Source organism: Sporomusa acidovorans, assembly GCF_900101845.1.
Lineage (GTDB): Bacteria > Bacillota > Negativicutes > Sporomusales > Sporomusaceae > Sporomusa > Sporomusa acidovorans.
Genome location: NZ_FNAM01000038.1, coordinates 47,664 through 60,216 on the forward strand (window position 1 = coordinate 47,664; position 12,553 = coordinate 60,216).

13 protein-coding genes are annotated in these 12,553 nt (G+C 48.4%); 12 read left to right on the forward strand and 1 reads right to left on the reverse strand.

The genetic code is table 11. The annotated features are described in order from the left end of the window. Positions 1-180: 180 nt before the first annotated feature. From BLR65_RS21230 to BLR65_RS21240, 3 genes are all read left to right on the forward strand, one after another. Positions 181-843, forward strand: a complete 663-nt coding sequence (locus tag BLR65_RS21230) for a DUF3794 domain-containing protein (protein ID WP_093796183.1) — start codon at positions 181-183, stop codon at positions 841-843. A 33-nt stretch (positions 844-876) separates the two neighbouring features. Next, positions 877-1,821 (forward strand): SPOCS domain-containing protein, encoded by a 945-nt coding sequence (locus BLR65_RS21235; protein WP_093796184.1) that lies wholly within the window; start codon positions 877-879, stop codon positions 1,819-1,821. A 172-nt stretch (positions 1,822-1,993) separates the two neighbouring features. Further along, a complete protein-coding gene (locus BLR65_RS21240; RefSeq protein ID WP_093796185.1) occupies positions 1,994-2,797 on the forward strand; it encodes a HipA family kinase in 804 nt (267 codons plus the stop codon). Here BLR65_RS21240 and BLR65_RS21245 read toward each other — a convergent pair. Continuing rightward, positions 2,759-3,247: a L,D-transpeptidase gene (locus BLR65_RS21245; protein WP_245692967.1), complete on the reverse strand. Its 489-nt coding sequence runs from the start codon at positions 3,245-3,247 to the stop codon at positions 2,759-2,761. The two genes, BLR65_RS21240 and BLR65_RS21245, sit on opposite strands and share 39 nt — an antisense overlap. A gap of 142 nt (positions 3,248-3,389) precedes the next feature. Here BLR65_RS21245 and BLR65_RS21250 point away from each other — a divergent pair, with 142 nt between their 5' ends. From BLR65_RS21250 to BLR65_RS21290, 9 genes are all read left to right on the forward strand, one after another. Continuing rightward, positions 3,390-4,226 carry a cyanophycinase gene (locus BLR65_RS21250; protein ID WP_093796186.1) on the forward strand — a complete coding sequence of 279 codons (837 nt, stop codon included), beginning with the start codon at positions 3,390-3,392 and terminating at the stop codon, positions 4,224-4,226. Positions 4,227-4,244: 18 nt separating this feature from the next. Beyond that, the gene (cphA, locus tag BLR65_RS21255) at positions 4,245-6,899 is read left to right on the forward strand and encodes a cyanophycin synthetase (protein ID WP_093796187.1); all 2,655 of its coding nucleotides are present in this window, start codon (positions 4,245-4,247) and stop codon (positions 6,897-6,899) included. A 95-nt stretch (positions 6,900-6,994) separates the two neighbouring features. Further along, complete coding sequence (locus BLR65_RS21260) at positions 6,995-7,471, forward strand: chemotaxis protein CheW (protein ID WP_373657569.1); 477 nt, start codon at positions 6,995-6,997, stop codon at positions 7,469-7,471. Between the two features lie 3 nt (positions 7,472-7,474). Beyond that, positions 7,475-8,341 (forward strand): 4-(cytidine 5'-diphospho)-2-C-methyl-D-erythritol kinase, encoded by an 867-nt coding sequence (gene ispE / locus BLR65_RS21265; RefSeq protein WP_342741402.1) that lies wholly within the window; start codon positions 7,475-7,477, stop codon positions 8,339-8,341. A gap of 2 nt (positions 8,342-8,343) precedes the next feature. Beyond that, positions 8,344-9,030 (forward strand): GntR family transcriptional regulator, encoded by a 687-nt coding sequence (locus BLR65_RS21270; RefSeq protein ID WP_093796188.1) that lies wholly within the window; start codon positions 8,344-8,346, stop codon positions 9,028-9,030. A 21-nt stretch (positions 9,031-9,051) separates the two neighbouring features. Continuing rightward, positions 9,052-9,810 carry a nucleotidyltransferase family protein gene (locus tag BLR65_RS21275; RefSeq protein ID WP_093796189.1) on the forward strand — a complete coding sequence of 253 codons (759 nt, stop codon included), beginning with the start codon at positions 9,052-9,054 and terminating at the stop codon, positions 9,808-9,810. A 337-nt stretch (positions 9,811-10,147) separates the two neighbouring features. After that, on the forward strand, positions 10,148-10,966 hold the full coding sequence (gene purR, locus BLR65_RS21280) for a pur operon repressor (RefSeq protein WP_093796190.1): 819 nt from the start codon (positions 10,148-10,150) through the stop codon (positions 10,964-10,966). Between the two features lie 15 nt (positions 10,967-10,981). Further along, complete coding sequence (gene ilvA, locus BLR65_RS21285) at positions 10,982-12,199, forward strand: threonine ammonia-lyase (protein WP_093796191.1); 1,218 nt, start codon at positions 10,982-10,984, stop codon at positions 12,197-12,199. 99 nt (positions 12,200-12,298) lie between these two features. Beyond that, positions 12,299-12,553, forward strand: a 255-nt coding sequence (locus tag BLR65_RS21290) for a transposase family protein (RefSeq protein WP_143122607.1), incomplete at its 3' end; no start/stop codon positions are given.

Consider the following 12,553-nt stretch of genomic DNA (forward strand, 5'->3'; position numbering starts at 1 on the left):
AATCTTTAGTACGTCGTATATATTTTAAGGTAATGTTTTACGAGAGTTAATCATAGTTATAATTTAGGATTTGCCTGCAAGCAATGACTGGCTATGCGTAAAACCCTTGGCATTATTTTTGTCACACAAAAATTAGTGCAGGCATATATATAAATAGAATATACAAAGGGGGGAATCTGCATGAACGATAGAGCCAATAACAAATGCACACTCGGCGCAGAAACCGGACCGATTATTGTGCGCCAAATTGTGGGGGAAAAAGAGAAACAAAAAGCACTGGATATTCACGTGGTGGTTCCTGAGAGAAAACCTTCGATCGAGCAAATTGTTGATGTATTTGTTAAAGAAGTAGAAGTAAACAGCGTTGATGTCATAACAGATAAAGTTATCGTTCGGGGCGAATTTGAAATTAAAGCCATTTATGTCGCCTCCTTGCCGGATCAGCCTGTTCATGCTGTTGAAATCAGGCATTATAAATGGACGCTGGACATTGATATACCTGGAGCCCGCCGGGGAATGGACGCCGAGGCCAGTGTTGTTGTTGAGTTTGTTGACTATGACGTAGAAGACCATCATCGTGCCTATAAATATAAAAACTTTGATCCTATCGATTGTTCAGATGATGACGATGATTGTGACCATGATCACCATCATGACGATGACTGTGAAGACCATGATCACCATCATGACGATGATTGTGACGATCACGACCACCATCATCACCATCACCGCAATTGCCGGGAATTTGACGTATCCGTTATTCTCAAAGTAACAGCCAAGGTTATGACCGATCGCGAAGTTACTCTGGGAATAGGAACTCTGCCAACCAAACCAAAAGGTTAGGCCGACTGGGTATCAAGGAAAGGGGGGGAGACAATGGACGAAAAACCAAGAGTAGCTTCAGGATCATCCAATACTTCCGGCGTAACGGTAAAAACAGTTGCCGGTGTAACAACCGCCGATAGCGCTGAGTTGGAATGCGGCTGCCCTGAGCCTGGTCCGGAAACAATAGAGGTTGAACAAGTCCTGGGAGCCGAAATGGCTCAGCGGGTTGTTGAACTGGATTTGTTTGTTCCGGCACAAAAGCCTGATATTGAGCAAGTGGTAGACGTGTATGTAAAAGACCTGGAGATTACCAAAGTTGATGTAATTCCGGATAAGGTTATTGTACGCGGCGAGTTAGAGGTAAAGGTCATGTATGTTGCCGATTTACCCGATCAGCCCGTGCATGCCTTTGAGAAAAAACATATCCGCTGGACCCGGGATATTGAAATTTCCGGTGCCGAGCCCGATATGAAGGCGACTGCCGATGCAACCGTAGAGTTTGTTGATTATGATTTCCATCGTCATCACGATAACCGTAAAGTGCATATCACCATTGTACTTAAAGTTTGGGCGCGGGTAGTTACTACCACCGAGATGGACGTCTACGCATTAAGCCCGGTTGATGAAGTTGGTATTGTCGAAGGTACTACGTCTTCCGATAAAGTCAGCGCCAGTCAGTTCGGTGATGAAGTTGTTTCGGCTGCCGAAACGGGTGGCGGCAATATTGCCGGCTTTGGCGAACAAAATGTCATCGTTACCGGCCCAATGACACCGACAGCCGGTACATCCACCAGTGTCAGCGGTACCGTAACCGTTACCGGCAGTGTCGTTAATGTCAGAACCGGACCAGGCACGAATTTCCCGGTTGCGGCCAAGGTAAATAAAGGTACGACGCTAACTGTTAAGGAACAGGCTTTTGGCTGGTACAAAGTCGTGCTTCCTGACGGTACGACAACCGGCTGGATTGCCAGCTGGCTGGTGACGGCGGCTACTTAAGACAGGTGATAGGAACGACCCAGGGATGGTAAAATCCCTGGGTATTGTTTTCCGATGAACGCGGCAGTGATTTATTAATCCACGCACAGGGTGCCTGCTATTAAAAAACAAATAAATCCCGGAGGCTCTAAGCTGCCGGGATTTTAGTCAGTTGGAGAGGAGGCGGCCCATCATGTATCGGGCGCTAAGATATATCGGTCCGGTAGGCCTGGGAGCAACGTCCCCGCAGCTTTTTCGGGCGGAAAACGATTGTGGGGATGTAAAGGTGTGTGTTGTTAAGTTATCGACTAACCGTTTGGGAACCAAAGTGCTGGTAAATGAATTATTGGCTGCCCAGTTTGGCGAGTGGCTGAAGCTTTGCTTTCCGCCAGGGGGGCTTATTCACCTCTCGCCGGAACTTCTTAAAGGCAGTCGGCGGCTGACCGCTGCGGCCGTGCCGTCTGGCTGGCATTTTGGCTGTGAATATCTGCAAGGGGTTAGGTATGTAGATAAATACGACTTACACAGGGTGGTTAATAAAGAGCAAATGGCCGGAGTGATGTTGTTTGATCATTTATTTCACAATCCCGACCGGACTGAAAACAGGAAAAACCTGCTGATACGCAGGGAACGGAGCGGTTATAAGCTTTACGCCATTGATAATTCCCATTTGTTTCGCCGGGGCAAATGGACAATTAACAAGCTGAAGGAGTTGGTTGACACGATTACGATCAATCATCGCCGCTCCTATGGCGTGCTATTGAAGTATTATCTAAAACCGGAACAATTATTTAACTATGCGGCAGCTGTCAAAGCGATTGGGGACGATAAACTGGCCCGGTTTATGGATGGGATTCCGGAAGAGTGGCTGCCGGATGGTACGGAACGTCAGGCGCTGCATGAATTTTTGCTTGCCCGGCGTGACAAGGCTGATTGGGTGGCGGAAAAGTTGAGCCGGTTAATCCCTAATGTACATCAGGGTTCCGATATGGATTAAGGCAAATAATTCTTCCGCATGGGCGTTGTGCATTCTAATACAGCCGTTAGATACCATTTGACCGATTAGCCAGGGCGCATTGGTGCCATGGACCCCGTAGGCATCATAGTTAAGCCCCATCCAGCGTGTGCCTAGGACGCCGCCCGGATTCATAATTTTGGTAGCGATAGCGAAGTTGCCGGTAGGCGTGGGAGTGGCGGGTTTGCCGATGGCAACCGGGTATTGCCTTACCGGGCTGTTGCCGTCAAATAAGGTTAATTGGCGCTGCGACTTAACAAGCAGGATATTAGCGCGGGGCAGGGCAAAACCGGATCTGTTTCTTGGTGGAACCGGGGTCACCTCTGTGCTTTCAGCAGGCAGACTTTGACAATAGGAAATATAGCTTTCCCCTTCGGCCAGCTTGATTGTTTTTAAGGGTTCAGGCAGATAGAGCTTTCTGATATTCATCATTCTTGACCTCCGTTTGCTTCCCAATTTCTTGCTTTATTGTATTCACTCCCAGCTAATTTGGTTATCACAAGAATATGCTGTATAAACTCTATGCATATTTGGCAAAAATAGGAGTAAAAGTAAACAGGAGAATTATAGTAGGATGAATGACAAAACAGAAGAAGAAAAGAGCAAACTTGCCGGTAGCTTGCTCATTATTGGCGGTCACGAAGATAAAGTAGGCGAATGTGTGATTTTGCGCCGGTTTATTGAGATGGCCGGCGGCCGTGACAGTCGGATTGTAGTAGTTGCTACCGCAGCCGAACAACCGCGGGTTGTAGGCAACGAATATCGGGATCTATTTTCTTCTCTGGGAGTGGCGGCAGTAGCCATTATGGCTGCTACCGACCGGGAAATGGCAAATCAAAGAGACCAGTACGAGGTTATCCGGCAGGCTACCGGTCTGTTTTTTACAGGCGGCGACCAATTGCGTCTTACCAGTATTTTGGGAGGATCAGCAGTTGACGCCGCTATTCGTGCTGCTTTTACGCAAGGGGCGGTCATAGCCGGAACGAGTGCCGGAGCAGCCATAATGAGTGATACGATGATTGTGTCCGGTGACGCTAATGATACACCAAAGAAATCGTCGCTCATTATGGCTCAGGGTATGGGATTTTTATCGGAAGGGGTAGTGGATCAGCATTTTGCCCAGCGCGGCAGGATTAACCGCTTGCTGGAAGCAGTGGCCCAAAACCCGCATGTCCTGGGTATTGGTATTGACGAAGATACTGCGCTTGTAGTGGGGCCTGATCGGTTCTGTCAGGTAATTGGCTCGCAAACGGTGACCATTATTGATGGTAAAAATATTATCTACTCCAACATTTCTGAATCGAATCGCTATCAGCCACTGGCTATTTCCAATGTACTATTGCATATTTTGCCTGCGGGATTTGGCTTTGATTTAAATTTAAGGCTGCCTGTACAACTTGCTGCCAAGTAGCTAAAGGGGGATTGAAACGTGCAACTATTGTCTACACGTTATATTGCCGGTCCTAACATCTACAGTTATCGCCCGGTCATCAAGGCAACTCTTAATATTGGTGCATATGAGGATCTAGCCAGTAATATGATTGACGGTTTTGTGGCCCGGTTATTGGCTCTATTGCCAGGTTTACATCAGCATAATTGTTCGCGGGGTTATCCCGGCGGTTTTGTTGAACGGTTACAGGAAGGTACATATCTGGCACACATTTTTGAGCATGTGGCCCTGGAATTGCAGTCATTGGCCGGTGAGGAATATGCGGCCGGTTTTGGCAAAACTCGCGGGGCCGGCAGTCCTGGGGTATATCTTGTGGTTTTTGGGTGTAAAGCAGGCCGGGTGGGGCTAATGGCCGCCGAAGGTGCTTACCGGCTGCTGATGGCAGCCCTTGACGGGAAGGATTTTAACGTGCCGGAGTATGTGGCCAGATTAAAGCGAATTGGTGAAGACGGCAGGCTCGGTCCAAGTACTGCCGCAATTTATGCTGCCGCAAAGCGACGAGGCATTCCTGTTTTGCGGCCGGACTATGAGACTAACTTTTTGATTTTGGGGTATGGCAAAAGGCAGCAGCGTGTTTGGGCGACGATAACAGGACAGACAAGTTCCTTGGCTGTTGACTTTGTCAGTGACAAGTTTCTCACCAATAAACTGCTGAGAAACAACGCTATTCCGGTTCCGGAGGGATATGTTGCCGCAACCATGCCGGAAGCCGTGGATGCTTTCCGGTCAATTGGCGCTCCGGTAGCTGTCAAGCCTCTAAGCGGTAATCATGGCAAGGGCGTTACGCTGCATATTACCAAGTTGGCGGAATTGGAGCGGGCATTTCAGTTAGCCAAAGAATATGACGAACGGGTGCTGGTCGAAGAATATGTGACGGGACGCCAGTACCGCCTATGCATCATTAATGGCAAGCTGGCGGCAGGAGCGGAAAGAATCGCGGCTCATGTTGTTGGCGACGGCCTTCATACCGTTGCGGAACTTGTTGAACAGGTTAATACGGATCCGGCGCGCGGCGGTGGCCACAGCCGGCCGCTAACCTATCTGCAACTGGATGGGGCAGCCATTATGACTCTGGCTAGGCAAAAGCTTACCGCTGCATCCGTTCCGGGTATTGGTCAGAAAGTTTATATCCGGGATAACGCAAACTTAAGTACCGGTGCTACGGCGGAGGACGTAACGGATATGATCCATCCGGAGACCGTGCGTTTGGTGGAAAGAGCTGTGCGGCTTACCGGCTTGGATGTGGCCGGGGTTGACTTGGTTATTCCGGATATTTGTCAGCCGCTGGTGGCCGGACGGGGAGCCATTATTGAAATTAACGCTGCTCCCGGTCTTAGAATGCATTTATATCCAAGTGCAGGCAAGCCCCGGGATTTAGGAATGGCTATTGTTAATTATCTGTTTCCCGGCAGGGCCGACGGCCGGATACCAATCATTGCCGTAACCGGCACGAATGGCAAGACTACTGTAACGAGGTTGATTGCGCATATCTTTCGGCAAGCCGGACATAAAACTGGTATGACCACTTCGGGCGGTATCTATGTTGATCAGGAATGTATTGCCAAGGGTGATACGACCGGGCCGGCCAGTGCTGCGATGATACTGGCGGACCCTGCAGTGGAGGTTGCCGTATTGGAGGTGGCCCGCGGCGGCATTATCCGGGGCGGGTTAGGCTATGACTTTTCTGATATCGGGATAATAACCAACATTACCGAAGATCATCTCGGACAAGACGGCATTGAGGACCTTGAAGATTTAGCTTACATCAAGTCCTTGGTTGTTGAGAGAGTGCTCCCGGAGGGGGCAGTACTTCTCAATGCCGATGACAGCCGGGTCGTTATGCTCCGGGCTAGGTCCAAGGGGGAAATTGTTTACTTTAGTACCCAGCCGGATAATATTATTATTCGCCGCCATTTAGGAGAAGGAGGCAAAGCCTGCTTTGTCAAAAAAGGCGCTATTTATTTGGCAGACGGACAAAAAGAGCAGAAACTGATTAAGATTGTGAATATACCGCTAACCTTGAGAGGGTACGCCCTTCATAATATTCAAAATACGGTAATTGCCGCTGCCGCTTGCTGGCTGCAGCAATTACCGCTGACAACGATTCGCCAGGGACTGATGAGTTTCAGCCAGAATCCGGGAAGATTGATGTTGATGGCGATAGAGAACTTCAGAGTTTGCGTTGACTATGCGCATAATCCGGCCGGGTGTCAGGCGTTGGTCAATACCTTGCGCTGCCTTAAGCCGCACCGGTTAGTGGGAGTTATTGCCGCCCCCGGGGACCGGCGCGATGATGTTATTGTGAGTCTTGGCCGGGTCGCCGGTAAGGGGTTTGACTCTATTTACATTAAGGAGGATCATGACCTGCGTGGGCGGCAGCCAGGTGAGACTGCGGCTCTCTTGATGCAGGGGGCCCTGGCCGGAGGGTTGAGCGCCGGACAAATAACGATTGTTCTTGATGAAGGCGAGGCTGTGGCTACCGCATTAAAACAGGCTAAAGCAGACGACTTGATTGCTATCTTTTTTGAAAACTATGATATTGTTATGAACGCAATAACCGGATATACTACTAATAATTGCCGGGGCAAACCGGATTGCCATGAGTTGGTTGTCGCCGGCATGAGGGTCGAATAGTGAAAAAAATGTAGAAAGCAAATTGCCAGTTGCAGGCAACTACCTAAAGCAGGTAGAATATATATATTATAGTATGCCTGTGGAGGTGTTGAGCCATGGAGATAAAGGAGGCAACTGTTAATCAGGAGCTTCAACTGGTTATCTTTCGATTAGCCCAAGAGGAGTATGCTTTGCCTATCACAAGGGTGCAGGAAATAAACCGTCTGGTACCGATTACCAAACTTCCGCAAACACCCGCGTTTATGGAAGGCATCATCAACCTGCGGGGTAGGATTATTCCGGTCATAGACTTAAGGAAACGGTTTGGACTTACCGTTTCCGAGCAGCATGAGGACAGCCGGATTATTATTGTCGAGGTAAGTGGGCAGACAGTTGGTATTATCGTAGATGCCGTTACCGAGGTAATACGGTTAAGCTCAGCCAACGTAGAGCCGCCGCCGCCGACTTTTATTCTTGATTCCAAGTATATTCACGGGGTAGGAAAAGTGGATAACCGCTTGCTCATCCTACTGGAAATTGATCAGGTTTTGACTTCGCAAGAAACCATTGCCTTGAAACAACTTGCAGGCTAAGGCATGGATATGCTGACACTACATGCCTATGCGAAGATTAACCTGGCGCTGGATGTGCTCTATAAACGCGCCGACGGCTACCATGAAGTGACTATGGTAATGCAGGCTGTTCGGCTGGCTGACACAATTACCTTAGTTGATCAGCCGCATGATATTGAGCTGAGCGTGAGTATTCCTGGCTTGCCGGCAGATTCCGGCAATTTGGCCTACCGGGCGGCAGCCCTGCTCAAATCCTATGCAGCTTCGCAGCAGGGAGCGCATATCCGCTTGGATAAAAGGATTCCGCTGGCGGCGGGTTTAGCCGGCGGCAGCGCGGATGCCGCTGCTGTGCTTAAAGGATTAAATACGTTATGGGGACTTAATCTTGGGTTGGACAAACTAAGCAAGTTGGCGGCTCAGCTTGGTTCGGATGTACCGTTTTGTCTCTTTAACGGTACCATGCAGGCAACAGGGCGGGGCGAGCTATTGGAACCACTGCCGCCATTAAAACCGTGTTATGTTGTTCTCGCTAAGCCGGCGATTGCAGTTTCTACTTCCTGGGTATATCAAAATTTTAATCCGGGTAAAGTAACGGTGCGGCCGGATATTAGGGCTATGCGTACTTGTCTTGCACAAGGCAACTTGGCAGGGGTCGCCCAAAACTTAGTCAATGTGCTGGAGAGTGTGACGATTCCGGCTTATCCGGAAATTGCCAAAATCAAAGAATCTATGCTTACATATGGGGCCATGGCAGCCCTCATGTCCGGCAGTGGGCCGACAGTATTTGGTTTAACTTCTTGTCAGGAGCAGGCTCAGGACATTGCCTGCCGCCTGCAGGCCGAGGGTGTACCGGAAATATTTGTTGCAGAAACGGTTTCAAAGGTGGAGTGATTGTGGAGAGGCGATTAGTACCTATACGTTTGGATAGTTATAAGCCACTTAGAGAAGTGGTGGCAGAAACGTTAAGAGAAGCCATTGTTGCCGGGACATTAAAACCCGGTGAACGGCTGATGGAAATTCAACTGGCGGAAGAATTGGGCGTCAGCCGGACGCCGGTAAGGGAAGCCATCCGTAAATTGGAACTGGAAGGCTTTGTCGTTATGATTCCGCGGCGCGGAACCTATGTGGCTGATTTATCGATTAAAGATATCAATGAAGTATTTGAAATACGCACGGCGCTGGATGTGCTGGCAGCCGGCCTGGCGGTAGAGCGGATTACCGAAGACGAACTGGAGCAGCTGGAACGTTTATTGGTGGAAATTGTTGAATTACTTGATCATCAAGACGATATTGAGAAAATAGTTGAAGTCGACAGCCAGTTTCATGATGTTTTATACAGGGCCAGCCGCAATGACAGGCTGGTAGGTATTATTAATAATCTGCGAGAGCAGTTTACCCGTTTCCGCTCGATTTCCATCCAGTATCCGGGACGGATGAGGATATCGGTAGAAGAACACCGGCGTTTAGTGGAGGCTATTGCCACCCGTGATACCGAACTGGCCCAGCAGATTGCCCGTGAACATATGGAAAACTCAGAGCAGACATTGTTGCAGGATTTGAACGAACGACGTCAGGTCTAACGTTTCGAAGGAGTGTATTTGATGGTTGATGCCATAATTTTGGCTGGTGGAGAGAACAATGCGGATTTAAATCGGTATACATCACAGCCCTACGAAGCCATGATTGATATTGGCGGCAAGCCAATGGTAGAATTTGTGGCCAGGGCACTTGCGGCAAGTGGTCACATTTCCCGTATCTTTGTTGCCGGTCCGGCAAGGGAATTACGTAAATGCACCTTTCCGGACAACACCATCATTGTAAACAGCGGTCAGACAATTATGGAAACCATCAGTTTGGGAATGAAGGCATTAAGCCATCAAAACTTGACATTAGTTGTGACTGCTGATATTCCCCTGTTAACGCCGACGGCCCTTGACGACTTTTTAAATCAATGTGCCGGTATAGAAGCCGATGTGTATTACCCGGTTGTTACCCGCAGTGATCATGAACAACGTTTTCCGGGTAACAAACGGACCTATGTACGCTTACAGGAAGGGACCTTTACCGGCGGCAATATTTTTCTTGTCAATCCCCGTATTGTTCCGCAATGTGTGGAAATAGCCGAGCGGATTATTGCCGACCGTAAAAACCCGTTTAGACTTTGCTGCCATCTGGGCTGGACCTTTGTTGTTCAGTTTATTTTGGGTACATTGAAGCTTAAACAGGTTGAAAGCAGAGTCAGCGAGATTTTGGGGATAAAAGGAGCGGTAATTCGTTCGCCTTATGCTGAACTGGGAATTGATGTGGATAAACCGAGTGATTTGGACTTAGTAAGAAATTGTATCACACAAAGCTGCTAAAAAAACGCGGAGACCCGCGTTCTTTTTTTGGTCAAACAGAATTTATAATTGAATTCTGTTGACATAAGTTCAGCCAGCGGCTAGCACTTTCGTCAAAGGCTCGGTGTTATTCGGGTTTTCTAACAGTTGGAAAATGACTTTTTGACCGGATTAACGGCAGCGAACCCGCTTTGACATGGCTGAAAATAGCCGTAATTTTTTTGCTTTTTATAGGATATTCATTAAAATGCAAAATTTTCGCAAGTGGCAGGAATTGTCGGTTCTATAGAGAATGTGAATAAAAATATATATTTAGGAGAAAATATTCGGTATTTCCCTGATCGTGGAGGAAGTAAACATGGATAAAGTACGGAAAATGGAAAGAGTAGCGGCGCTAACCAAAATTATGGCAGACCGGCCACGGTACTTATTTTCACTGAGCTATTTCAGCGATTTGTTTGGGGCTGCTAAATCCACCATATGCGAAGACATCACCGCAATAAAAGAAGCCACGGGGCATTTTGGGTTAGGAACAATTGAAACAGTTGCCGGGGCGGCCGGCGGCATACGGTTTATACCGCGAGTATCTGCCAAAGAAACAGATGCGCTCCTGAATGAACTGGCTTTGCGGTTAGCCGAACCTGACCGCATCATTCCCGGCGGTTTTTTATATATGTCGGACTTGTTATTTACTCCCCACCTCATGGTCAAAGTGGGGGAAATCTTTATGGAGCGGTTGGAGCGCCTTGCGCCGGACTATATTTTAACTGTGGAAACCAAGGGAATCCCCTTAGCCTTTATGACTGCACGAGCCTTTGATCTGCCGCTTATAACTGTAAGACGCGGCAGCAAGGTGACAGAAGGTTCGGCAGTAAGTATCAACTATGTCTCCGGCTCCTCCAAACGCATTCAGACAATGTCGCTGCCGAAAAGGGCTTTGCCGGCAGGAGCCAAGGTACTTATTATTGACGATTTTATGAAAGCCGGCGGCACAGCACGCGGCATGGTCGATTTAGTTTACGAGGTTGGGGCTAAGGTGGTTGGCATTGGTGTGCTGGTGGCAACCGCTGAACCTGAAGATAAATTAGTGGAAGACTATCTATCTCTGCTTATTTTACATGATGTTGATGAACATACTAAGATAACAGACATTAGACCGGTGTTAACATCAGTCTAGGGAGGAGACGAAGATATGTCAGAAACTGCTAAGGTAACGCTGGCCGATATTGAAAAAGCCCGGAAAGCTTTACAGGGCGTCGTGCATCATACGACACTTGATAGAAGTAATACGTTCAGTACCCTAACTGGCAGTGAAATTTATTTAAAGCTGGAGAATTTGCAGAAAACCGGATCGTTTAAAATCCGGGGCGCCTATAATAAAATAAATTGTCTAACCCCGGAGGAAAAATCCCACGGGGTTATTGCCGCGTCTGCCGGCAACCACGCTCAGGGAGTGGCCTATGGTGCCAGCAAGGCCGGGATTAAGGCAACGATTGTTATGCCGGAGATTGCGCCGCTTGCCAAAATTACGGCAACCAGGGGCTATGGTGCCGAAGTTGTGCTGGCCGGGGGAGTATATGACGAGGCTTATCATAAAGCAATAGAATTGCAGGCGGAAACCGGTCAGACTTTTATTCATGCTTTTAACGATGCGGCTGTTATTGCCGGGCAGGGTACAATCGGCCTGGAAATTCTTCAGGATCTGGAAGATGCTGACGCCATTGTCGTTCCTATCGGCGGCGGCGGACTCATTGCCGGTATTGCCGTAGCCGTCAAGGAACTTGCTCCCCGTGTCAAGGTATTTGGCGTACAGGCACAAGGGGCACCGGCTATGTATATGTCTAAGAAGGCGCACGCTATTAAAACAACGCGTGACGCCGAGACATTTGCCGACGGAATTGCTGTTAAAGTGCCTGGTGATTTGACCTTTGCCTTGATTGATCAATATGTCGACGATATTGTTGTTATTGACGACGAGGCAATTGCCGGTACTATCCTGATGCTTTTGGAGCGGGCCAAGCTCATGGTAGAAGGGGCCGGTGCCACAAGCCTGGCTGCCATACTCAATGACAAAATCCCGGCTAAAGGCAAAATTGTCAGCGTGATTTCCGGCGGCAATGTTGATGTTAACTTTATCTCCCGTATTATTGAGCGCGGCCTTGTCAAAGCCGGACGCCGGGTGCGTTTGCAGACGGCGGTTGTGGATCGTCCCGGCAGTCTGCAGCGTTTATTGTCGATTATAGCCAAGCTGCAGGCGAATGTACTTTATGTTTCCCACGACCGGGTGGAACGCCATGTGCCACTGGGCCAGGCTGTTGTTGAGATTGGGCTGGAGACCAGGGATGTATTGCATACTGAGCATATCATGGCGTCTCTGCGCCATGAAGGGTATCCGGCAGAAATCATATAAAGCACCGTTGGCAATTCAGGGGATGTTCATGAAAAATAAGTTATAAAAAAAGAGGAAAAAAGAGAGAAATAGAAAATATAAGGCAATGAGGTGAAGAAGATGGAAAATCTCATTGCGATATTAGAAAAAGTGTCAGATCCACGACAGGCATGGAAGATTAAACATAAGCTATCGGACATATTACTCATCTGTTTATTTGCAGTAACCTGTAATGCTAACAGTGCGCTAGAAATCTATGATTTCGCGGTTAGCCGAAAGCAATGGCTTAATACGATCCTTTCTTTGGAAAACGGTATACCAAGCCGTTTAACCTTTGCCAGAGTGCTGCAACTGATTTCACCCAAAGCATTCGCC